Source organism: Flagellimonas sp., from assembly GCF_965215805.1.
GTDB lineage: Bacteria > Bacteroidota > Bacteroidia > Flavobacteriales > Flavobacteriaceae > Flagellimonas.
This window is the reverse complement of sequence record NZ_OZ244124.1, coordinates 57662-82500: the sequence shown is the minus strand read 5'-3', so window position 1 is coordinate 82500 and position 24839 is coordinate 57662. Positions and strand designations below refer to the sequence as shown.

Sequence of the window (24839 nt, the reverse complement as noted above, 5' to 3'; positions counted from 1 at the left end):
CAAAATTGTCAATCATGTTTATATTATCAAGCATCTTTGGGGTTATATTAGGCGCTCTGGGATCATTTTGTGTATGGTTTTATCTTTATCGTTATCTGGTCCCTAGAATACAGTTTTCAAGTAAAATAAGTAAGATTGTTCGAAGGGGTGAGCCAATATACAGGGTGAAATTCAACAATCTGGCCAAACGAAATGTTATTGATTTGAATATCACCGCATGTTTGCATATTCTCGGTTTGTTTGAAGCCCAGCCCAATAATTGGAAGGACATTTATGTGAAGCTCAACTTGAACTATGTTCCTGTTTTGAGGACAACCACGAAAGGAGGTCTTCTAGCCAATTTATATATAAATCATACGAATGATTTTTCCAGATATCCATTTCCGAAATATATTAGTGAAAAATATGAACAGGAAAACTTAACCCTCGAAGATGTTTTTGATATTGGTAAAAAAGTGGAACTTACCTTTATTATTATGGGCTATGACTCTTTTAGTGGGGCAAGAAAAATGTTCGAATCTAAAATATATGAAAAACGGGATATTGTTGAAAGTATATTTGAACAGCATTCACTTGACATTAAAAAGAGTGCTCCAAAAGAAAATCAAGTAATAGGTAAAAACATTGGAAACCAAAAAACATAGCAAATGACCGATTTAGGAACTTCAATATTGTCTACAGCAGTTTTGCTTTTTTTTTTAATGGATCCGTTGGGAAACATTCCCGTACTCTTGTCAGTTTTAAAAGGAATACCGCCTAAACGGCAACGATTTATTATCATAAGAGAACTCTTGATAGCTCTTGGAATTTTAATTCTTTTTCTCTTTGCGGGACAGAGAATTCTAGGGTTTCTGCACTTGCAACAGGAATCGGTAACCATTGCTGGTGGAATAATTCTATTGATTATAGGGCTGCGGTTAATATTTCCCAGTAAAGATGGGGTTATGGGGAAACAGCCTGGAGGTGAACCATTTATTGTGCCAATAGCCATTCCAATGATTGCAGGGCCATCGGTATTGGCCATGTTAATGCTTTTGACCCAACAAGAGGACGGACAAATGTCGAATTGGTTTTTTGCCCTGTTGATTGCTTGGGGGCTTTGTGCTTTATTATTAATGACTGCCCCTTTTCTTTATAAAATTCTACGGGAACGAGGGCTTCACGCCATTGAACGTCTTATGGGAATGATCCTGGTAATGATGGCGGTACAAATGTTGATTAACGGGTTCAAAGTCCTTTTCTAAATTTTTTTCTGAATTTCCCTGGTGAAATTCCATATGCTTCTTTAAACTTTTTAAAAAAAAATGGAGGGGATTCGAAGCCACAAGAAAACCCAATTTGAGCGACCGAATCGTCCGTGTCTACCAATTGTTTTGCTGCCATTTTTATCCTGTATTCATTTAAAAAAACGAAAAAAGATCTTCCCATCACTTTAGTGAAAAATCGTGCAAAAGACTGCTCCGAAATATTGATTAAATCACTCAATTCTCTCAAATAAATCTTCCGATGATAGTTCCTCTCTGTAAAATTGTGAACTTTGGACATACGGGTGCCAAATTCACTTGGCATATGATCTCTAAAACTGGCCTCGGATAAGGTAGTATATGAAAGCTCAGTTAACTTTAAAAGGTTTTTTAAGAGTGCTGAATACAAATTCGAACCAACTAAATTGGGCATCTTTTTTATTTCTTTCTCCAATGTTTTAGATCCCTCAAGATCAAACAGAATGCCTCTTGAGGCGATTCCCAACAAGGAAAATAATGGCTGTAACTCGGGAATTTTTGCAAAAATACCTTTATCCCACTGCACAACGTTAGATACAGATCTATTATCGCTAGAAGAGTGATTCTTCCAACAATGCGGGACATTTGACCTTAACAAGACCAGTTCTCCAGGTTGATATGGGCCAACAAAATCGCCAATAAATTTGGTTCCTGTACTTTTTTCAATATAGGTAAGCTCATGTTGGGGATGAAAATGCCAGGGCATTTCAAAATCTGGTTTATTGTAAACAAAAGCCGAAATTGTTTTCCTCCTATTTTGATGTATCGGTTCAAGAATTGGCTTCATTTATATGTTATTATGTAAAACATATTTGAATATATCATTATTAATGATAAAATAGTTAATTATTTTGATAAAATAGGAAATTTAAACTGTTTTCATTTTTGCCAGCTTTGCTATTGGGGTATAACATTAGCTTCCTAAAGCAAGTTGGAATATGGATAAAAGTAGATTTGATGATCCCTTTCATGAGGCTAGGGTCAAAAAGGGCTTGGGGAAAATGAACGACCAAAATGACCCTGTAAAAATGATACTTGGCCACAAAGATGTCAGAAAATGTGCGCATAACTGGAAAACATTCCAGTCTGGAGGGGAAGAGGTCGGTAGAATAGTTGTGCCGTCTGAAATCCATATCAGGGACATTAGACAGATACCTTTTGAGGTTGACCCGCCGGAACATAAAGGTTACAGAAATCTTGTTGAACCATGGTTTAAAAGGCCATTGGACGAGGAATACCAAGCTAAACTGAAGAATATTATTGATGAAGTTGTTGATGAAGCCCTCGAAAAAAAGAGTTTGGAAGTGGTGGAAGAATTCTCACTAAAATTACAATCCAGGGCACTTACCCTTCTGCTGAACATTCCTTATGAAGAATCTGAATTGTGGATTTCATGGGGGACACATGTGTTTAGAAGTGAAGACACCGCTTTGGATAAGGAGAAAGCAAATCTTCTCTACAATTACATCGAACAAGCAATTGAAAAGGCGATTAAGAACCCTAGGGAAGATTTTTATTCCGTCTTATTGGCGTCTGAAGTCAATGGCAAAAAACTAACTAAAGAAGAGGTTAAAGGTGTTTTGACATTGACCTTTGCCGGTGGTAGGGATACGGTCATTAATGCGGTTACCAACTCCATAGCATATTTTGCTGAACATCCACGGTCGTTGCAACGGTTGAGGGAAGATCCCGAAATACTGAATACGGCCATTGAAGAGTTGATTCGCTATTACTCTCCCCTTACTCAAATGGGGCGTGTGGTCACTGAAGACACTCTGGTTTGTGAACACGCTGTTAAGGCCCAAAGTAGAATCTCATTGTGTTGGGCCTCGGCCAATAGGGATGAGCGTGTGTTTGAAAAAGCCAATGAGGTGGTCTTGGACAGAAAAGTGAATCCGCATGTAGCTTTCGGTTTTGGCACGCATAATTGTCTAGGAGCAACACATATACGTCAAATCATGAAAATTCTTTTGGCCGTGCTTTGTCAAAAAGTAAGTTCAATGGAAATTTTGGATTGCAAAGAAAACATAGAAGACTTGGACGAATTTAAACGTAAAGTTGGGTTTAATAGCATTCAGGTTAAATTCAGTGGACTTAAACAAAAAGAATGGCAAAAATAACATTTATAACGGGCAGTGGTGAACTTATTGTAGCCAAAGGTACATCTGGCAGTGTTATGGAATTAGCTGTTAAGAACAAAGTAAAGGGAATAGATGGAGATTGTGGCGGAGTGTGTTCCTGTGCTACTTGCCATGTTCATGTGAACGAAGAATTCTGGGATGCCGTTGGCGAGCCAGGGGAACTCGAAAAAGATATGCTGGAGTTTGATGATAATGTTAACAAATACAGCCGCTTATCTTGTCAATTGAAAGTAAATGAGGTCCCTGATGGATTGATTTTAAAAGTTGCGAGATAGTTTTATATGGCGGTGTTGACCCAAAGCAAGGTATGTGTTGTTATTGGTGCGAGCCATGCTGGAACAAATCTGGCTTTTGCTCTGCGAAAAGAGGGTTGGGAAGGTGCTGTAATTCTTTTTGATGCTGACAAGGAGTTTCCTTACCACAGACCACCACTTTCAAAAACATATTTAACAAGTGAAGAAATTACTGAACGAAGCTTGCTGTTTCCAAAGGAGAGATACATCGATGAAGACATCGTGCTTAAACTTGGGATTGAAGTAAAACATATAAACCGAAAGGGCCGGTTCATAACATTGGATGATGGTTCGATTCAATCTTATGATACATTGGTAATTGCTACTGGCGCACGTCCTTTCATACCCTTATTAAAGGGAATGGATGTTGCTCAAAATGTGTTCCCAATGCGCACGGCTGAGGATGCTTCAAACATCAGAAAAGCTGTTAATTCTTCTAAACAAAAACGTGTTGTTGTTATTGGTGGCGGATATATTGGACTTGAGACTGCTGCCTCTCTTAGCAAATTGGGAGCAAAGATTGTTGTTCTTGAAAAAGAAGATCGAGTACTTCCCAGGGTTACTGCAAGGGTAATGTCCGATTTTTTCACTGAATTGCATCAAAGCAATGGTATTGCAATTCTCACAAATAAAAACATAACTTCAGTAAAACAAAATGATGGGTACAACACTGTTATTTGTGATGATGGTTCCGAATATAAAACGGATGTCATTGTACTTGGGGTTGGTATTCAGGTAAACACCGAACTGGCCAAAGATGCCGGTTTAGCTATTGAAAATGGTATTCAGGTTGACGAAACTGGCAAAACCAATGATAAGTTTATCTATTCGGTTGGAGATTGTACCAATCATTTTAACCCACATTACAAACGCTATGTCCGTTTAGAATCCGTTCAAAATGCTTTGGACCAGGCAAAAACTGCTGCCAAAGCTATTTGCGGGCAAGATAATGTGGTCTATGATTCAATTCCTTGGTTTTGGTCGGACCAGTTTGATGTAAAACTTCAAATTGTTGGACTCTCAAGTGGTTATGACGATGTTGTGATCAGAAGAGAAGGGGGAAAAAGTTTTTCAGTGTGGTATTTTAAGGAAGATGAATTATTGGCAGTTGATGCGGTAAATTTTGCAAAGGCATACATTCTAGGTACAAACTTTATTGTTTCTAGACAAAGGATTGATAAAAGCAAAATAGTGGATATTAACCTGCCCTTTAAACCAAATAGCTTTAATTAAAAAAAAATAGATGTCACTACAGTCCAAATCGGCGATAGCTACAGGAGATGGAAACTTCATCATTGATGCCGTCACTATTGCCACCCCTAAAGGAGACGAAATCATTGTCAAGATTAAAGCAGCCGGTTTGTGCCATACCGATTATGATTCCCTAAGCTGGGGGAAACCTATTGTGTTGGGTCATGAAGGTGCCGGTATTGTGGAGCAGGTTGGTGCTGAGGTCACCAATTTTCAAGTAGGGGATAAAGTCATTTTAAACTGGGCCACACCATGCATGAAGTGTTTTCAATGCCAAGCTGGTAACCAACATATTTGTGAGAATAATTCTCCAGTGACAGCTGGTGGAAACGGCTATACCCCTGGTCATGCACATTTGGAGGGTTCACTTTGGAATAACAAACCTATAGAGCGTTCTTTCAACATTGGAACCATGGCTGAATATGCTTTGGTTAAAGAATCTGCTTGTGTAAAGTTGGATAGTAATATGCCAATGCCCTCTGCGAGCATTCTTAGCTGCGGGGTAATGACAGGATATGGTTCTGTTGTAAATTCGGCACAATTGGTAGCCGGTAGTTCTGCCGTTATACTAGGTGCAGGAGGAGTGGGTTTAAACGTTATTCAAGGGGCAAAAATATCTGGAGCATCAAAGATTATAGCTGTTGATATTAATGAAAATCGACTGAAAATGGCCAAATTATTTGGAGCTACCCATACCATTAAGACAAGCAAAAAGGATGTTGGATTGAAGCAAGCTGCAGAAAAAGTCAAAAAAATAACGGGTGGCAGAGGTGCTGACTATGCCTTTGAATGTACTGCCGTGCCTGCTTTAGGCGCTGCTCCACTCTCTATGGTGCGAAATGCCGGTACTGCCATCCAAGTAAGTGGTATTGAAGAGGAAATTACCATCGACATGAATTTATTTGAATGGGACAAAATTTACATCAACCCACTATACGGAAAATGTCGGCCACAGATAGATTTCCCAAAATTAGTGTCTCTTTATGATAAAGGGGATTTATTGTTAGATGAAATGATTACCAGAACTTACCCCCTAGATAACTTGCAACAAGCATTTGACGATATGCTGAAAGGAAAAAATGCCAAAGGGGTTATTGTATTTAATACTTGATTAGATCATATGTCCAAAAGTTTTAGAACCATAGAATTATCCAATCAAGAATTTGAATCAGGCCTTCGATTCTTAACCGTAAAGTCGGAAAATCTTAACGGGCGGGGGGATATTTGTTTGTATGTCCCTAATGTTGAAAAGGAGACCAATTTACCAATTTACATACTATTGCATGGGGTGTATGGTAGTGCATGGGTTTGGGCTTTGAAAGGTGGTGCTCACCACACTGCAAAAAGATTAATTACAGAACAGAAAATTAAACCCGCTATTGTGGCCATGCCCTCAGATGGCTTATGGGGTGACGGGTCTGGCTATTTACCCCATAAATCTGAAGACTTTTCCAAATGGATAGTTGAAGATGTTCCATTGGCCATTCGTGAAAACATCCACGAGGCCGGAGTAAACTCGTCTTTATGTATCGGTGGGCTTTCAATGGGTGGATATGGAGCAATGTGCCTAGGTGCTGGTCATCCGAATGTTTTTAATGCAATTTCTGCCCATAGCGCTATAACTACATTTGAGGAAATGGCATTGTTTGTGGAAGAATCCTTAGATTCCTATTCACTTAAATCAAGTGATAATGATGTAATCGACATATTAAGTGAACATAAAGAAAATCTGCCTAAGCTACGTTTTGACTGTGGTATGGATGACGAATTGATTCAAGGGAACCGATTATTGCACCGACAGCTTATGGACCTGAAAATCCCACATATTTATGAAGAGTATATCGGTAGGCATGAATGGTCGTATTGGCAAGAACATGTTGAAAAAACCTTTCTGTTTTTCAATAACTCCATATAGGCAAAAAACTCTCTAACCCTTATACTTCAATTTTGTGGTCCAGTAAGATCTCATATAAGTTAAAAAAGTGCTTTTGACACCAAAAAAATGGCCTAAAAGTTAAGTTATAGCTACTAAAGGTGAATATTTGCAGTAAAGCTTTGCTTGCTAAACATGTATTTTGCATGATACTTAATTGATGAAACTGATTCTATGGGTTCATATAAGAGAAGAGCATTTGTGTATGCCACCATTGTGGCAAACGGAGGTTTGATTTTTGGTTTGGATGCCGCCTTGATTTCAGGCACCGTCAATTTTATAAATCAAGAATTTGGATTAAATGAAATTCAGTTGGGTACTGCCGTAAGCGCACCGGCATTGGGTGTTCTAATTGCATTGCCCTTTGCGGGTTATGCTTGTGACGCTTTCGGTCGAAAAAAAACCTTGCAGATTGTAGCTTTTCTCTACTTGTTTTCAGCAGTAACTTCTGCTCTGGCACCTAGCTATTGGGTGCTGGTAATAGCAAGATTTATTGGCGGATTGGCATTTAGTTCCATTTCGTTGGCTTCTATGTACATCGGCGAAATTGCACCACCCAGATATCGGGGCAAATTGGTTTCAATGACCCAAATAAACATTGTGATTGGGTTGTCAGCCGCTTATTTTATCAATTATGTCATTTTGCAATACACCAATAGTGATGTTTCTTGGGTGCAATCGTTGGGAATTGACCAAAATACTTGGCGTTGGATGCTTGGAACCGAAATTTTACCTGCATTGGTTTGGCTAATACTTTTGTTCGGAATTCCAGAAAGTCCAGCTTGGTTAATTTATAAAAACAAGATTACCGAAGCCTCCAAGGTACTTGGTAAAATAGTGCCAGAAAATGAAATTGACGGGCGCATAAAAGAAACCCGTCAAGGACTGGCTAAGGATCATAAAGATCGGACTATGGTTTCGCAGTTGAAGACGGTTTTCAGTAAACCAATGCGCAACATTTTAATAATTGCAACTACCATTGCAATTGTACAGCAGTCCACAGGTATTAATGCAATAATGTTCTATGCACCAACTGTTTTTGAGCAGTTGGGTTTGGGTACAAATGCCGCTTTCATGCAGGCCGTGTGGATTGGATTAATAAGTCTGGTATTCACAGTCTTGGCAATATTGATGGTTGATAGAGTAGGGCGTAGACCAATGATCATAATTGGATTGGCCTGGATCATTGTTAGTTTAGGATTGTGTTCTTACGGTTTTAATGCTGCGCGGTATCAACTAAAAAGTGGGTCATTGGTAGAGTTGACGGATATACCTAAGCACGAACGCTTAAATGTTTTAGTGGACAAAGAATTTAAAAGTGATACTGAATTCAAGCAGGCTTTAAGGGAAGCTTTGGGAGAAGCCGATGCGCGAGATTTTTCAGGTATTCTATTGGAGAAAGCTACAAGTTTGAATATTACATTGGTGCTATTAGGCTTGTTTAGTTTTATTGCTGCGTTTCATTTTTCAGTTGGACCTTTAATGTGGGTTTTGTTCTCTGAAATATTTCCAGTTGCCATTAGGGGTATCGCAATTCCTTTCTTTACCATCATAACCAGTCTCACCAACTATCTGGTGCAGCAATTTTTTCCGTGGCAGTTGGCCACCATGGGCAGCAGTGCCATTTTTCTGTTTTACGCTCTTACAGTTGCCATAGGACTCTTTATCCTATATTTCTACTTAAGGGAAACAAAGAACATGAGTATCGAGGAAGTACAGCTAGTGCTGTTAAAAAAATAACCGACATTTAATTTCAACATTTGAAGCATGACCAGTAATAAAGCCACCATAAATACTGCTAAAAGTCCTCATGTTAAACTAAGGGGTATCAATATTGATGATTGTCGATGGACAGAAGGATTTTGGGCCAATAAATTAAAGACAGCCCAAGAAGTTATGGTCCCCTATATGGGCAAAGTGCTCTGCGGGGATGTTGGCCATGCGCTAAATAATTTCAAAATTGCTGCAGGCGAAAAATCAGGAGAGCATAAAGGAATGTTTTGGCACGACGGGGATTTTTACAAATTTATGGAGGCCAAGACTTATATATATGCGCAAACGGGTCATGAAGCCTTGCTCCATGAGTTGGACGAGTATATCGATTTAATCGCAAAAGCACAGGAGCCGGATGGTTATCTCCAGACTCAAATTCAACTAAGAGATGATGCGGACCGCTACGAGAACCGGAAATATCACGAAATGTACAATACTGGCCATTTATTGATAAGTGCTTGTGTTCACCATCGATTGACCGGTAAAAATAATTTCTTGAAAATCGCCATAAAACATGCGGATTTATTGTACACCATATTCATGCCGAACACCAAGCACTATGGGCGATTCGGGTTTAATCAAACCCAAATTATGGGGTTGGTGGAATTATATCGACTTAAGGGAGATAAAAAGTATTTACACTTAGCCGAAAAGTTCATCAATAATAGGGGAGTGTACAGTGTAGAGCATCATTCCACAACAGAAGGATATCCTATTGGTGATATGGTGCAGGAGCGAACCCCTCTTCGTGAATCTAGCGAAGCAGTGGGACACGCCGTTTTAGCACTTTATTATTACGCTGGCGCTGCCGACGTGTATGCGGAAACAGGTGAAAAGGCGCTTATAGAAGCCTTGGATAGGTTATGGGAAAATGTGACCGGTAAAAAAATGTATATCACAGGTGCTGTTGGGCAGGCGCATTATGGGGCATCCACAAATTTGGATATGATTGAAGAGGGCTTTATTGATGCGTACATGATGCCCAATATGACCGCCTATAATGAAACATGCGCCAACCTTTGCAACGCGATGTTCAGTTATAGAATGTTGGGTATTCATGGGGAGTCAAAATACGCGGATATTATTGAACTGGTGCTTTATAACAGTGGTCTTTCTGGAATCAGTATTGAAGGTAAGGACTACTTTTATGCCAACCCACTTCGTATGGTACACAATTCGAGGGAGTATGGGGCTCATGAAAATTCCACCGAAACTCCTAATCGCGAACCCTATTTGGATTGTTTTTGCTGTCCGCCCAATTTAGTTCGGACATTGGCCAAAGTTGCTGGATGGGCATACAGCACCACACAAAACGGAATAGCCATAAATCTTTTCGGCGCCAACAATTTGGAAACCACCTTGGAAGATGGCTCTGTACTTGTATTGACACAGGAGACCAACTATCCTTGGGAAGGACAGGTGACAATTACCATTGATCAATGTAAGGACTCACCTTTTGAGGTATGGATGCGAATACCGGGTTGGTCAAAAGAAGCAACATTGAAAGTCAATGGGGACGCTGTAACGGAAGAGATCATTTCTGGACATTTTACCAAGTTGGAAAGAAAATGGAAAGCTGGCGATGTTATTTCGCTGGGTATACCTATGGAAGCTAATTTCGTTCAAGGGCATCCACGAATAGAAGAGGTAAGAAACCAAGTTGCCATTAAACGCGGTCCAGTTGTTTATTGCGTAGAATCGCCTGATTTACCTAAGAACACCAATATTCTGGATGTATACGTTGATGGAAAAACCAATTTTGAAGTAACCCACAGGCCAGACTTTCTTGGCGGGGTATCAACCATCAATGCCAGTACGCTATTGCGAAAACACTGTTCTGATGAATTATATTCCACAGTAAAGCAGCTCGATTGGGAGCCTCTTGAGACCACTTTTGTGCCTTACTTCGCATGGAGTAACCGTGGGGAAGCGGAAATGACCGTTTTTGTCCCTGTTGTTTGGTAACACCTTTTTGATATGCGCTTATAATTTCCTCAATAACATTGCCTTTTCCTTCTATTGGATTGTTCCTTGAATTCAATAGTTTTAAAGAATTGAAGTATGAGCACAAAATAAGACTTGCACTATTTTATCATAAAAAATGAGAAATATTCATATTTTGGGTATATTTGGCCATATTGAATAAATAGAGTGTATTCCATAGCACTAACCAGAAATTAGTTAAGATTTTAATTTTAAAAGCTATGAGACTAACATACAAACCTACTGAAAGGAAACCTGGTCGTTCATTCATGGCGAGGCAAGACAAAATCCCTTGTATTGAGCAAGACTGGCATTATCACAAGGAGCTGGAACTAATTTATTTTATCAAGAGTACCGGAACAAGGTATGTGGGTAATTCTATAGGTAACTTTGGCCCAGGAGAGCTCTATTTAATTGGAAGCAATGTTCCACATTTATTTAGAAACCACAAAGAGTATTATGAAAACAATCAAGAAATTGAAGGGGTTGATCTTATTGTGGTCAAGTTTGAGAAAGAGTTTTTGGGTGAGACTTTCGTTGAGTTGACGGAATCAAGTAAAATTCAAATGTTATTTGAAAAGGCAAATAGAGGGCTTAAGTTTTCAAAAGCCGTTTCCTATTTGGTGCATAGTCATATGGTTGGTTTGGTGGGTAGTCAGGGACTGGCGAGTGTCATTGGCATTCTTAACATTTTAGATATTCTGTCCATAAGTGAAAATTGTAAGACCCTGTGTGCTGAAGAAATCAGTCATTCTTTTAGAAAAGACGAAAAAGAACGAATGGCCAAGATTATTTCATTTCTTAATGAGAATTTTGACAAAAAAATTGAACTAAAGGAAGTGGCCTCCATTGCTAACATGACACCAAATGCTTTTTGTAGATATTTCAAGAAAAGAACAAAGAAGTCATTCTCGCAATTTTTGAATGAAATAAGAATACGGCATGCTTGCAAACTACTTATTGAGGGGAGACTTCAAATCGCGACAATTTGTTACCAATCAGGTTTTAACACACTTACAAACTTTAACAGGCAGTTTAAATCATTGATGAACATTACCCCAACTGAATACATGAAAAAGTACGAGACCAATGTGGAAGTTGCCTAACCGATACTTATAATATTTACTCGTTGCAAGGGGGAATGGGTTTAAACTCCAAATACGTGATTTTCTGGATAAAATAATACCGCCATTGGGTAATTCGTGGTAATTGGCTAGAATGCTATCCAGTTAGTTTTAAAACCTCAATAGCCTGTATTGTATAGAGCGCCAATTTATGACGAGCCTTTTAATCCTTATTTTCTGTCTTGTTCTGCTTATTGTAGCCGTAACAGTTTTAAAAATTCACCCTATTCCCACTTTGTTGATTTTGGGGTTAATCCTGGGGCTTGCCATGGGTGGTACGGTAACAGAGACAACAGATAGTCTTTTAAATGGTTTTGGGAATACGTTAAAATGGATTGGTCTGGTCATTTTATTTGGCACTTTGTTAGGCGAGATATTGTCCGTGACTGGTGGAGCGGATGTTATTGCTGATACCATAATAAATTTATTTGGGGTTAAATATCTACCCCTTAGTATGGCTATTATTGGTTTTTTGGTGGGTATTCCCGTATTTGTTGATGTTGCATATCTTACCTTATTGCCAACAATTATAGTGCTGTCTAAAAAATCGGGACACTCTATATTGGTTTTAGGCTTATCGCTTGCCATGAGCCTTGGTATAGCCCATGCCCTAATTCCTCCCACACCAGGCCCTTTGGCGGTTGCGGCCTTGTTGGAGACGGATATTGGTAATATCATCCCATTTAATGTGCTGGTTGCCTTATTTGCCGTTCTTGGAGGTCTTATTTGGATTAAATACAACAAAAATAAGTTAACACAACCCTTGACAAATACAAATGAGGATATTTCAAAAAATGTAATTGAAATTAAAGGGTTCAAAAAAACACTACCATTTTTAGCATTGTTAAGTCCTTTGGTACTGATGTCAATTGGCACCTCATTTACAACAGAGAATGCATTTTTAGAATTCGTTAAGAATCCTGTTTGGGCTCTAATGATTGGTGTTCTGCTTTCACTACCCCTTTTAAAAAAGAAACATTTTTCCAAAGATTTGAACGCGTTTTTCAAAAATTCAGGAGCAAAATCTGCCCCGGTTATCTTGATAACAGGAGCAGGGGGGGCATTTGGTCAGGTAATCAAGGATTCACACATTGTGGATGCTCTATTCAGTCAATCAGGAGATTTTGCATCCACCGGTATAATTATACCATTTTTGTTAAGCTTTCTTTTTACTTCGGTAACAGGTTCTATAACAGTTTCACTTATTACCACCTCCTCCATTATGGCCCCATTGGTTACCAATGGCGTACTTACTCCGGAATTAACAGCCGCTGCCATCGGGGCTGGATCTTTGGGCATAATACATGTTAACAGTAGTTTTTTCTGGCTATTTAAGGAAGTCCATGATATTTCAGTTTCCAAGCTATTAAAAACATTTAGCCTGCTAACCTGTGTTGTTTCGATATCTGGTGGTTTAATAGTCTTTTTGCTATACCTTTTCAGATATTCATAGGATAAAATAGTACTTGCACGAGATAAATTTCACTCATTTCCAAACAACTATTTGATTTAGATTTGTATCTGAGCAAAATAGGTTTATAATATACTTCAAGAGTTATTTATAAATATTTGAGTTAGTTTTTAGTTCGGTTATGTAAACGGCGAGATGGTAGCGTTCTTGCCGTTTTTTTTTTTTTTACATCCATGTTAGCAGAATTATATCTATCAGCTAAACACTATCTAAATTGTTCTAAAGTATTTTTAAAGTGTTGATTTAATCTACAGTTGAATGTTTTTGATGCTTTCTCCGAAACGGGATAGGTAACTTGAATACATACACAGTGACCGTAACAATCCACAAAATAATTTTTAAAACCTGTATTTGGTTAAAATAATGCTAATTCAAGTTAATTTATATAGGTTGAAGTACCTTGTATTAAACTTAATTTGCTGTAAATAAATTTTATGGAAATTGAGTTACTTCCCCTTGTTTTAGTTTTACTGGCAAGTTTCTTTCAAGGAACTTTTGGATTGGGTATGAAATATATGGCCCCATTAAAATGGGAAGCATGGTGGCTTATACATGCATTTGTTGCCATGATATTGGTCCCAATCTTATGGGCGCTTTTAGTCATTCCTGATTTGTTCAGTGTAATTGCAAATACTGAAAGTACAGTTTTATGGTTGGCTGCATTTTATGGTTTTCTATGGGGTGTAGGGGGTATACTATTTGGAGTTAGTGTGGAGAAAACTGGAATTTCAATTACATATGGGATAGTGATGGGGTTGGCTGCTTCTATGGGCTCTATAATACCCTTGTTTCAAATAGAAGGGGCAATATCTCAACCATCATTTCCAATTATATTGGTAGGAGTCGCCCTATTGTTGGTGGGTGTTGCGATTACGGCAATTGCCGGAGTACAAAGGGACAGACTAAAGGCAGAAAGCTCCGCGCCGGACAAGGCCATTAAGCTAGGAGTGTTCATAGCTGTAGCTTCCGGTGTTTTATCGGCATTTTTAAATGTTGGGTTCTCAAATGCTGCCCTGGTCGCTAAGGTGGCCATAGACCAATACGGGGTTGGAACTCAAAATGCTAGCTTGGCTTCATGGGTGGTGGTGCTCTTAGGTGCTTTTCTCATGAATGGAGGATATGCAATTTTACGTTTAGCACAAAATAAATCATGGGGATCCTATAATTCACCTAGCAGTAGAAAGGCGTACACCTGGGCTATAGTGTCAGGAATTTTTTGGTTTGCAGCCCTTGGAGTTTATGGGCAAGGAGCTGCACTAATGGGCGATATGGGTCCGGTAATTGGCTGGCCTATTTTATTGGGTCTGGCTTTGATAATAAGTAACGTTTGGGCCTATCGGGCTGGCGAATGGAAAAACGCTAAAAAGCCTTTCACCATATTATTAATGGGTCTGGGGGTATTAATCCTTGCGATTTGCATTTTAGGATACTCCAATTATTAATTAAAAAAAAATCATGATATCGCTTCAAGACGATGTTTTGATTATTAAAAAATATTAAATGAAGATAGCTAAAATTGAACCGTATATCATCGTGTGCAAACTTGAGACTCCGTTCTATTTCTCTCAAGGACAATATGATACAAGAAGAATATGCATTGTAAAGGTAATTTTGGAAGATGGTACATATGGCTGGGGGGAAGGCTATGGACCCGCAGATGTAATCAAGTCCGGCATAGAATATTTCAAGCCATTTTTAGTGGGCAAGGATGCTTTGGGCCACGAAATATTATGGGAAGAGATGTATCATAAGTCTTTGGATTATGCGAGAAGTGGTTCACTTCAGGCTGCTATAAGTGCTATAGATGTAGCGCTATGGGATATCAAAGGAAAATTATTGCAACTGCCTGTTTCAGTACTCTTGGGTGGGATTAAAAACCCATTGATACAGCCATATGCTACGGGATTATATTTCACTAGAGTGGACAATCTTAAGGAAAAGTTAGTGGAAGAAGCCCTTCTTTATAAGGCCCAGGGTTTTAACGCAACAAAAATGAAGGTTGGGTTGGGTATAGAAGAGGACATTAAGTATATATCTGCCATTAGAGAAGCAATTGGGCCGGAAATGAAGTTGATGATTGATGCGAATCATGCCTACAGCTATAGAGAAGCTTTGGAACTTGCAAATAAAGTTGAGAAATATAATATAGCGTGGTTTGAAGAGCCCGTTTCACCCGAAGATTATGAGGGTTATAGAAGGCTACGAGCGAATACTTCGATTCCCATTGCTGGTGGCGAATGTGAATACTTAAAATACGGCTTCAAACGTTTGCTCGAAAATGAATGTGTAGACATTGCACAACCCGATATCTGTGCCACAGGTGGGCTTACGGAAGCTAAAAGGATAGCAACTTTAGCTCAGGCCTATAGTAAAGATGTAGTGCCACATACATGGGGTACTTGGATAGCCATCAATGCTGCTGTACATTTTGTGGGTAATCTAGATAAAAACCCTGGTAGAATGCATTGTGATATGCCCACCATGGAGTTGGATCGGACAGAAAATGCTTTAAGGGACGAAGTTACCAAGAGTACCATCATAGTAGAAAAAGGAATCTTACAAGTTCCAGAAACTCCTGGTCTAGGAGTCGATGTGGACTTAGATGCTTTAGAGAATTACATTGAAATAAACACTGATGAATCCAATGTTAAAGTACGGTCATAAAAAATTATACATAGATGGCAAGCTGTCAGAAGCAGCCGATCAAAAAAAATTCGAGGTAATTTGCCCTGCCACCGAAGAACCTATTGCTACAATAGCATGGGCGAATCAAGTGGACACACAAAGAGCATTGATTGCCGCCCAAGAAGGTTTCGAATTTTGGTCACAATTACCCTTGCAAGAAAGACTGGATTGGATTGATAAGCTAAGAAACAAACTCATTGAAAATGAAGAGTTGCTTCGCTCTAGCATTATGTATGAGATGGGAAAAATATGGGAAGGTTCAGGTGAGGATTTTACAAGTATTATCAATTCATTACAGTATTATTCTGAAGAAATCAAGAAAAGAAATGATATTGCTATTGATGATAAGGAAGGTACTCATGTGCATCATTTAAAACAACAGCCACTTGGCGTTGCTGTTGCATTTTTAGCTTACAACTTCCCATTGTTAAATCTTGGGTTTAAATTGGGTCCAGCACTTGCGGCCGGATGTTCTATCATCTTAAAACCATCCGAATTTTCTCCTTTATCTGCATACATTATTGGCGAGCTTTGTCAAGAAATTAATTTTCCAAAGGGAGTCATCAACATTATATGCGGTGATGTGAAAGAGGTTGGTATTCCGCTTTGTGAAAGTAAAATTCCTAGGTTGGTTACTATGATTGGTTCAACGGAAACCGCCCAAAAATTGATACAACAAAGCAGTAAAACATCCATTAAGCGATATAGCATGGAGTGCGGTGGTAATGCTCCTTTTATTGTCTTCGAAGATGCAAATATGGACCTTGCTGTAAATACTGGAGCAGCTCTTAAGATTGGCAATTCGGGCCAAATATGCGTCGCGCCAAATCGGTTCTTTGTCCAGGAATCGGTAATCAATGATTTCTGTGATGGGATGGTTACAAAATTCAAAAATGCCAAAATAGGCTTTGGAAGAGAGAATAAACCGGATATGGGGCCGTTGACCAATGAAGCCTCGGTAGAAAAGGTTCACAGCATCATTATTAAAGCCATTACCCAGGGCGGTGAATTACTTTTTGGTGGCCGCCCAATTGAAGGGACGGGATTTTATTTTGAGCCAACAGTTATAAAACTTGACAATAGAGCTGAAGTTTTAAATCACGAAATTTTTGGTCCAGTTGCTTTAATTGTACCCTTTAAAACCAAAGAAGAAGCCATTGCTTTGGCCAATAACACCGATGCAGGTCTAGCCTCTTATGTGTTTTCAGAAAACAAAGAAACTCTGAATTACTTTGCCGATAAATTAGAATTTGGTGAAGTGCAACTTAATGGTGTAAAATATGATATTTACCTCCCACATGGAGGGGTAAAGAATAGCGGTATTGGTGTGGATTGTTCTACATATGCCCTTGACGATTATCTTATAAAAAAGAGAGTTTCACTAGCGCTTCAATAAATTAAGGCAAAGGTAATATACTGCTAGTTGAGTTTAACAAAGTAAAATTATATAATGAGTTTTAAACAACGGGCCATGACCCCCGAAATAATCAAAAAAGTAGATGATGCTGGTGTGGTTGCGGTTTTGGTTATTGATGAATTAAGACATACCGTTCCTCTAGCAAAAGCTCTGTTGAAAGGTGGGGTCAGTGCAATTGAATTAACGCTGCGCACCCCTGTTGCGATTGATGCAGCCAAAATCATTAAAAAAGAAGTACCACAAGTTACATTAGGCTTCGGAACGGTTATAAGTATAGATCAGGTAAAAGCTGTGGTAGATGTTGGAGCCGATTTTGCAGTGGCCCCAGGTTGTAATCCTAAAATAATTGCGGAAGCAAGAAAGCACGGACTTCCGTTTGCGCCGGGAATTATGACTCCTTCCGATATTGAAGTTGCCATTGAAGAAGGTTGTCAAATACTAAAATATTTTCCTGCGGAAACATCCGGAGGAATGGAACACCTTAAAAGTATAGTTGCTCCTTACCAATATTTAAATCTAAAATTTATCCCTTTAGGAGGGGTTAACATTAATAATGCGGCAACGTACTTAGAATCATCTCTAATTACAGCCGTTGGGGGTTCTTGGATTGCAAAAAGACCTTTAATACTAAGTGAGGATTGGGAAGGAATAACTAAAAATTCGAAAGAAATCTCAGAACTGATAAAAAAAATAAGAACTAGGAAATGAAGAAAGTAGTAACATTCGGTGAAATCATGGGTAGACTTGCTTCACCTGCTAATTTACGTTTACGTCAATCCCGGCAATTTGAAGTTACCTATGCCGGCGCAGAAGCTAGCGTTGCGGCATCAGTATGTAATTTTGGTGGGCAGGCAAGATACGTAACTGCTTTGCCAAGACACTCATTGGCTGAGGCTACAATGGATGCTGTCCGAGCCGTGGGAATTGACATTAGCTGTATAATAAGGACAGATGGGGGCCGTTTAGGGCTTTATTTTTTGGAGACAGGTGCTAACCAACGCCCAAGTAATGTCATTTATGACAGAGAAGACTCATCCATTGCGATCACGCCGCCAGGAGAATATGACTGGAAAACAATTTTTGATGATGCGCAATGGCTTCATCTTAGTGGCATCACCCCAGCTTTGTCCAAAAACGCCGCTGAAGCTACTTTGGTGGCAGCAAAAAAAGCTAAAGACGCTGGAGCTTCCGTTTCAATAGACTTGAATTTTAGAGGTAAACTATGGAAATGGGATAAATCCAAATCTGCACGGGAACTAGCCCAGGAAACCATGCGTAAGATTCTACCTTTTATTGATGTCGTTATTGGCAACGAAGAAGATTGTCATGATGTTTTAGGAATTAGAGCTGGAGATACCGATGTACATTCAGGTTCCTTGGATATTTCAAGATATCCGGATGTGGCAAGACAAGTCATAAAACAGTTTCCCAATGTGGGCAAGGTTGCCATAACCTTGCGAGAAAGTCTTTCGGCTTCCCATAACAACTGGGGAGCAATGCTTTTTGATGCGAAATCGGACCAACCTTTTTTTGCACCGTTGGATAAAGAAGGTAATTATCAACCTTACCAAATTAAAAACATTGTAGATCGTGTAGGAGGGGGCGATTCATTCGCAGGTGGATTGATTTTTGCGCTTACCACACCGGAATTAAGCAGCCCTGGGATTGCGGTAAAATATGCAGTTGCCGCTTCGTGTTTAAAACACTCCATAAAAGGGGATTTCAATTTTTCCACCAGAAAGGAAGTTGAGGCATTAATGGGAGGATCGGGCTCAGGAAGAGTGGTTAGGTAAGCAAAAATAACATCATGATGAAATATCAATTTAGCCATATAGGTATTCCAACGACCGAAGAAAAAGATTGGGATGGTTTTTATGAAGCCGGTAAAATACATTACACAGAATTTGACAAAGATGAATTTGGAGTGGAATGGATTAAGTTTGATGCTGATAGCCCAATGCCCGAAATGATGCAAAAATTACCCCATGTAGCATATTTGGTCGAGAATATTGAAGAAGCATTGGAAAACAAGAGGATACTCGTAGAAACATTTTCACCTGCAGAGGGTGTTCGCGTGGCTTTCATAAATCACAATGGCTCCCCTGTTGAGTTCATGGAGCTTTCAAATTAGCAACTGGATTACCATTCGAAGAGGGTAGAGAGTTCTTAGTCATCTATGAGGTTTAACCCTTTTTTAACCCCTAAATATTCATATCGGTTAAAATAATGTTAAACGTTGGTAAATTTTGCTGATAATGAAAAATGATATAAGACTTCTTTTGTAAAAGATATCAAGTAATTATCAATTTCTATATCTAGGTTTTTTATTTCCCCAATTATCTAAAATAAAAGATTTGTGGATTAAGAAATTGGATTATTTCGCTTGAAATTAAAGGTATGGTTATTACAAAACTGAATAACTCAGACTTATAAACTTAAATTAACTAAACGTATGAAAAAATCAAAAAAATTATTGGTTGCTAACCAACCCTTTAAAAAGGTTGGTTTGACCAATAGACCTCAGTTTAAAATCATACAAATGCTGGTTTTTACCCTTTGTATGTGTTTAGGCAGCACTTATGCCTTGGCTGAAGAATCACTTGACGCAAAAGTTGAGCCAAGCATGGTGCAAACGCAGATTACCGGTACAGTTTCGGATGCAAATGGACCGCTACCAGGAGCAAGTGTTGTTGTAAAGGGTACCAGTAATGGTACTCAAGCGGATTTTGACGGAAATTATTCATTAACAATTGATGGGACGGATGCCGTTTTGGTATTTTCCTATATTGGCTATTCCGCACAAGAAATTCCGGTTGGCAGCCAAACAGTAATAGATGTTGTTCTGTTGGAAGATACTTCGAAATTGGATGAAGTGGTTGTAATCGGTTATGGTACCAGAACCAGGGGAGAACTTACGGGTGCGGTAAGTACACTGAACAGTGAAGAAGTAACGAGAACCTCCAATAATGACCTGGCAAAATCCTTATCCGGGAAAGCTGCTGGTTTAACTGTAGTTGACCGAGGCGGTTATCCCGGTGAAAACCAGGTTAACGTTTTGGTCAGGGGTACATCCACATTGGGGAATAATGCTCCACTTGTTGTAATAGATGGAGTGCCGGTTACCGACGTTGACGGCGCTGCCGGCGGTGGTGGTTTTGCCTTTTTAGCTCCAGAAGACATAGAAAGTTTTTCGATTCTGAAAGATGCCGCGGCGGCCATATATGGAGCAAGGGCTGCAAATGGGGTAATTGTTATAACCACGAAGCGAGGTAAAGTTGGAAAGCCAACTATCAACATCTCTCATTCAAATCAGATACAGGCATTTACCAGAGTTCCCAAATTCATGAATTCGTTTCAATACACAACCTATCAAAACGAATACGACTCTAGGTTCAATAGGCCATTGATTTATTCTGAAGAAGATATCATCAACTTTCGTGATTCAAACGATCGGGTAACATATCCAAATACAAATTGGTATGATTTGACCATGAAAGATTGGTCCACACAATACAGAACCGGTGTATCAGTCTCAGGAGGTACAGAAGCGGTGAAATATTTTGTTAATGGAGACATACTGGATCAAGGGGGATTATATAAATCCAATTCCCTAAAATTCAAAAATTATCAATTGCGATCTAATTTGGACATTAAAATTAATGACTGGATAGATTTAGGAGTTGATATGTATACCACTAGCAGCAAGAGAATACAACCAGGGGTAGACAGGGGCTTTATCTATAAGCATTTAACGGTAACCTTACCTACTGAAGTTGGCCAATATCCTAACGGACTGTACGGTGTGGCAGCAGAAGATGGAGCCAATCCGGCTGTAATGTCAAGATTAGATTCTGGGTTTGAAGACCAACGGGATTCTGAGATTAGAACTAGGTTAAAACTAAATTTCGATTTGGACTGGATCACAGAAGGTCTATCCTTTAATGCCAATACAACCTTCCGAAGGTTGACCACTGACACTAAAGATTTTACCAGGCCTTGGACCGTATACGCTTTTAATCCAAATACAAATGAATACGTACCTCAACGTGGATTTGATTTCAATTCTGGTGATTTCTTTGCTGTGGAAGAGCGATTCATTAAATACAATGAGGAATATTTGAACTTTCAGTTGAATTATGATCGAACCTTTAATGATGACCATACTTTTAGGGCATTTGTGGCCATGGAAAAAACAGATTGGAGCGATAGACGTTTCCAAGCTTACAAGAGGGATTTGATTTCAGGTGAACTACCTTCGCTTTTTGCGGGAGGCGACGAGGGACAGCGCAGCACAGGATTTGAAGTAGACCGAGGTAGACTGAATTATTTTGGTTCACTGGGATATAATTATAAGAGAAAATACTTGTTGGACTTTACCCTTCGCTACGATGGTTCAGATAACTTCCCAGAAGGTAATAGGTTTGGTACGTTTCCTGGAGTGCAGGCCGCATGGGTGATTTCCGAAGAGCCATTTTTGGAAAATTCAAAGGCAATCAGTTTCTTGAAATTAAGGGCTTCGTGGTCAGAGTTGGGTAATGATAGAATACCAGGTTTCGGATTTTTAAACACTTTTCGTTTTGGGGGAAATTTGCCAGGAGCTAACCACAACTACTATATTTTTGGCGAAAGTCCGACCCAGGTAAATACCTTCTTCAACAATAATGTGGCCAATCCAAATATAACATGGGAAAAATCCATGAGTCAAAATGTTGGTCTTACCTTTGGTCTTTTTGATGGCCAACTAACAGGGGATGTGAATTATTATTGGGGAACAAGAACAGACATTTTAACCCAAAGAAATGCCTCGGTTCCAGATTTTACAGCTTTGGAGCTACCAAATGAAAATTTAGGTGAGGTGGACAACTATGGCTACGAAATAGAGCTAAACTTTGCGAAAACTGTTAATGAGAATTTTTCATACAATATTGGGGGTAATTTTTCAAATGCCCAAAACGAAGTGGTCTTCCTTGATGAAGCTGCAGACACACCTGAATGGAGAAAACGAGAAGGTAAGGGTATAGGCTCTTTTTTAGCTTATCCTACAAATGGATTGTATAGAAACCAAGCAGAAGTGGATGCCGATCCGGCTGCTGCTGATGGCACCTTGCCGGGCGATGTAAGATATGTGGATACTGATGGCGATGGTGTAATAAGTGGTAATGATATTGTCAGAAGAGACATTTCCAACATTCCAGAAATAACGTATGCCATAAATGCTGGATTAAAGTATAAAAACTTTGATTTGAATGTCTTGTTTCAAGGCCAGGCCAATGTGAATGTTTCTATATTTTATGACAATAATGGTAACCGACCTGCATATTTGTTTGAGCAGCGGTGGACTCCAGACAATCCGAACGCTAGATATCCAAGAGCGTATCAAAGGGCCGATCCATTCAATGCAAAAAACTCTCCTGTCAGTGATACTACAACTCAAGATACCTGGCTTCATGACGCTTCTTTCCTAAGGTTAAGAGATATGCAATTGGGGTATAACATACCCAAAAGTTTGGTAAAATTCGGGGATATTAGACTCTTTGTAAGAGGTTCCAATATTTTCACATGGGACAAATTGAAAGATTTAGATTTAGACCCTGAAATGGCAGAATATCGCAATTTTGAGGAAGGCCTCTACCAACCATTGAAAACCTGGACTTTAGGGGTTAACGTTAGCCTATAATTCAAAAAAAAATAAAGATGAGAAAAATAAGATTAATATTAGCACTGGCCATAATTGGTCAAATAAGTTGCGAAGACTCGTTGGAATCAGTTCCGGGTGATGCTTATTCTGATGCCGTAATCTATAGTGATATTGAGGCAATTGACAACCTTGTTTTCTATACTTACAATACCACAGAGAACTGGGGGTTAAATTTTAGTAATTGGTGGACTAGAAGGATCGGTATTGAAGGGGCTTCTGATGAGGCGTACTTTCATTGGGCAAGCAATACCCTTTTTACTTCCAATTATTCCACTACGGATTCGAATAATTTTGGGTTTTATGTAGATATCTGGTCAAGGGACTATGATTATATAGGTACTGCCAACAACTTCCTAAGCAGAATCGATGAGGCACCAGTTGGTGAATCCAATCCAGATGAAATAGCAGTGCTAAAGGGTGAAATGAAATACCTTAGAGCGCACACTTATGCTAGATTGATCAACTTTTTTGGGGGAGTGCCATTAATTACGGAGCCGTTTTCGCTCAATGATGAAAGTTTTTCAGTTCCTAGAAGTAGTTATGAAGAATGCGTAGATTTTATTGTCAGTGAATTGGATGAGGCAATAAGCTTGTTACCTGATGGCGCAAGGACAGGTCCAGAATTTGGAAGAGTTTCCAAAGCTGCGGCTCTAGGTTTAAAATCACGGGTGTTGTTATATGCAGCAAGTGCCCAACATGATCCTGGATCTACAGCGTCTCCAAGAGGGGCTATGTACGACTATACAAAGCCGAGCAAGTGGCAAGATGCCTCTGATGCTGCGAAGGAATTGATTGATTTGGGTGAATACACTTTGGAGCCAGTAAGTACCGCTGACGATTATCACTCCATTTTTTTAAGACCAAATTCAGAACTGATTTTTGCCAGACCATTTAGTCCTGACTTTGCAAATGCGGGTAATGATTTTAATACCTTGCCAGATAAAGCTCATGGAGCCGTTGCCAATGGTGGGTGGGGACTAAGTAACCCAACTCATAATTTTATACAGCGTATTAAAATGAACAATGGTTTGCGAATTGACGAACCAGGGAGTGGCTATGACGAGAATGACCTTTATGCCAATAGAGAGCTACGGTTTTACGCCAATTTTAATTATCAAGGATCAAGTTTTAAAGGTCTTGAGTTAGAGTACTGGTCCCCATTTGGTAATTCAAGTAAAGATTTGCCAGGTAATGACGGACGTCATTTTGCAATCACTGGATACAACGTTAAAAAGTTTCTAGATCCCAATATCACTATTGATGTTGAGCAATCGCCTAACAGACCTTATCCATTGATTAGGTTCCCTGAAATACTTTTGAACTATGCTGAGGCTCAATATCACTTGGGTAACGAAGGTGAGGCAAGACTATACGCCAGTATGGTGGCCGAGCGGGTTGGGCTTCCAGCTATTACTTCGTCTGGTGATGCTTTGTTGGATGATATTAAGTATGAAAGAAGTATGGAGCTTTACTTTGAAGGGCACAGATATTTTGACCTAAGAAGATGGATGGACAGTAGATTAGGTGAAGACGTTGTTGGTGTACAATGGGAAAAGCAGAATGCATCTGGGGAATTGGATGCAAATGGCACACTTGTTATGCTTGGCCCAAATTTAATTGATGACCGTACATTCAATATTGAGGATTACTATTTACCAATTCCATTTAATGAAATTGAAAGAGCAGGTTTAGAGCAGAATCAAGGATACTAGTTAATTTCTTTTCACTAATATATTATTAGTAAATAAAAATATCTACCATCGCCTTTTTCTGCGGTGGTAGATTTT

General features: G+C 39.2%; 20 protein-coding genes and 1 pseudogene. 19 read left to right on the top strand and 2 right to left on the bottom strand.

Translation table 11 applies throughout. The features are described from left to right. The first annotated feature begins 14 nt into the window (after positions 1-14). Together ACOOE0_RS00315 and ACOOE0_RS00310 are read left to right on the top strand one after the other, a co-directional pair. Positions 15-644: a hypothetical protein gene (locus tag ACOOE0_RS00315; protein WP_420400503.1), complete on the top strand. Its 630-nt coding sequence runs from the start codon at positions 15-17 to the stop codon at positions 642-644. Between the two features lie 3 nt (positions 645-647). Continuing rightward, positions 648-1244 carry a YhgN family NAAT transporter gene (locus ACOOE0_RS00310; RefSeq protein WP_420400502.1) on the top strand — a complete coding sequence of 199 codons (597 nt, stop codon included), beginning with the start codon at positions 648-650 and terminating at the stop codon, positions 1242-1244. Here ACOOE0_RS00310 and ACOOE0_RS00305 read toward each other — a convergent pair. Both ACOOE0_RS00305 and ACOOE0_RS00300 read right to left on the bottom strand, forming a co-directional pair. Next, the gene (locus ACOOE0_RS00305) at positions 1228-1881 is read right to left on the bottom strand and encodes a helix-turn-helix domain-containing protein (RefSeq protein WP_420402244.1); all 654 of its coding nucleotides are present in this window, start codon (positions 1879-1881) and stop codon (positions 1228-1230) included. The two genes, ACOOE0_RS00310 and ACOOE0_RS00305, sit on opposite strands and share 17 nt — an antisense overlap. 9 nt (positions 1882-1890) lie before the next feature. Next, a pseudogene (locus tag ACOOE0_RS00300) lies at positions 1891-1989 on the bottom strand (AraC family transcriptional regulator); the annotation flags it as partial. Positions 1990-2221: 232 nt separating this feature from the next. Between ACOOE0_RS00300 and ACOOE0_RS00295 the strand changes: the two are divergent. The 17 genes from ACOOE0_RS00295 (at position 2222) to ACOOE0_RS00215 (ending at position 24764) form a co-directional block, all read left to right on the top strand. Then, complete coding sequence (locus ACOOE0_RS00295) at positions 2222-3403, top strand: cytochrome P450 (RefSeq protein WP_420400501.1); 1182 nt, start codon at positions 2222-2224, stop codon at positions 3401-3403. Beyond that, positions 3391-3699: a 2Fe-2S iron-sulfur cluster-binding protein gene (locus ACOOE0_RS00290; RefSeq protein ID WP_420400500.1), complete on the top strand. Its 309-nt coding sequence runs from the start codon at positions 3391-3393 to the stop codon at positions 3697-3699. The genes ACOOE0_RS00295 and ACOOE0_RS00290 overlap by 13 nt, the downstream gene beginning before the upstream one ends. 6 nt (positions 3700-3705) lie before the next feature. Continuing rightward, positions 3706-4950, top strand: a complete 1245-nt coding sequence (locus tag ACOOE0_RS00285; RefSeq protein WP_420400499.1) for an NAD(P)/FAD-dependent oxidoreductase — start codon at positions 3706-3708, stop codon at positions 4948-4950. A 10-nt stretch (positions 4951-4960) separates the two neighbouring features. Then, a complete protein-coding gene (locus ACOOE0_RS00280; protein ID WP_420400498.1) occupies positions 4961-6079 on the top strand; it encodes a Zn-dependent alcohol dehydrogenase in 1119 nt (372 codons plus the stop codon). Positions 6080-6088: 9 nt separating this feature from the next. Next, positions 6089-6883: an alpha/beta hydrolase gene (locus tag ACOOE0_RS00275; RefSeq protein ID WP_420400497.1), complete on the top strand. Its 795-nt coding sequence runs from the start codon at positions 6089-6091 to the stop codon at positions 6881-6883. 192 nt (positions 6884-7075) lie between these two features. Beyond that, on the top strand, positions 7076-8641 hold the full coding sequence (locus tag ACOOE0_RS00270; RefSeq protein WP_420400496.1) for an MFS transporter: 1566 nt from the start codon (positions 7076-7078) through the stop codon (positions 8639-8641). Between the two features lie 27 nt (positions 8642-8668). Next, on the top strand, positions 8669-10639 hold the full coding sequence (locus ACOOE0_RS00265; protein ID WP_420400495.1) for a glycoside hydrolase family 127 protein: 1971 nt from the start codon (positions 8669-8671) through the stop codon (positions 10637-10639). A 239-nt stretch (positions 10640-10878) separates the two neighbouring features. Then, positions 10879-11763 carry an AraC family transcriptional regulator gene (locus tag ACOOE0_RS00260; protein ID WP_420400494.1) on the top strand — a complete coding sequence of 295 codons (885 nt, stop codon included), beginning with the start codon at positions 10879-10881 and terminating at the stop codon, positions 11761-11763. Positions 11764-11932: 169 nt separating this feature from the next. Continuing rightward, complete coding sequence (locus ACOOE0_RS00255) at positions 11933-13234, top strand: GntP family permease (RefSeq protein ID WP_420400493.1); 1302 nt, start codon at positions 11933-11935, stop codon at positions 13232-13234. A gap of 452 nt (positions 13235-13686) precedes the next feature. After that, positions 13687-14694: an L-rhamnose/proton symporter RhaT gene (locus ACOOE0_RS00250; protein WP_420400492.1), complete on the top strand. Its 1008-nt coding sequence runs from the start codon at positions 13687-13689 to the stop codon at positions 14692-14694. 58 nt (positions 14695-14752) lie between these two features. Further along, complete coding sequence (locus tag ACOOE0_RS00245) at positions 14753-15916, top strand: mandelate racemase/muconate lactonizing enzyme family protein (protein ID WP_420400491.1); 1164 nt, start codon at positions 14753-14755, stop codon at positions 15914-15916. Continuing rightward, positions 15888-17333, top strand: a complete 1446-nt coding sequence (locus ACOOE0_RS00240) for an aldehyde dehydrogenase family protein (RefSeq protein ID WP_420400490.1) — start codon at positions 15888-15890, stop codon at positions 17331-17333. The genes ACOOE0_RS00245 and ACOOE0_RS00240 overlap by 29 nt, the downstream gene beginning before the upstream one ends. A gap of 54 nt (positions 17334-17387) precedes the next feature. Then, complete coding sequence (locus ACOOE0_RS00235; protein ID WP_420400489.1) at positions 17388-18062, top strand: bifunctional 4-hydroxy-2-oxoglutarate aldolase/2-dehydro-3-deoxy-phosphogluconate aldolase; 675 nt, start codon at positions 17388-17390, stop codon at positions 18060-18062. Beyond that, positions 18059-19147, top strand: coding sequence for a sugar kinase (locus ACOOE0_RS00230; RefSeq protein ID WP_420400488.1), 1089 nt, complete (start codon positions 18059-18061; stop codon positions 19145-19147). Before ACOOE0_RS00235 ends, ACOOE0_RS00230 begins: the two co-directional genes overlap by 4 nt. Before the next feature lie 14 nt (positions 19148-19161). Further along, complete coding sequence (locus ACOOE0_RS00225; protein ID WP_420400487.1) at positions 19162-19485, top strand: hypothetical protein; 324 nt, start codon at positions 19162-19164, stop codon at positions 19483-19485. Between the two features lie 321 nt (positions 19486-19806). Further along, complete coding sequence (locus ACOOE0_RS00220; RefSeq protein WP_420400486.1) at positions 19807-23031, top strand: SusC/RagA family TonB-linked outer membrane protein; 3225 nt, start codon at positions 19807-19809, stop codon at positions 23029-23031. 17 nt (positions 23032-23048) lie between these two features. Beyond that, a complete protein-coding gene (locus tag ACOOE0_RS00215) occupies positions 23049-24764 on the top strand; it encodes a RagB/SusD family nutrient uptake outer membrane protein (protein ID WP_420400485.1) in 1716 nt (571 codons plus the stop codon). The last annotated feature ends 75 nt before the right edge of the window (positions 24765-24839 follow it).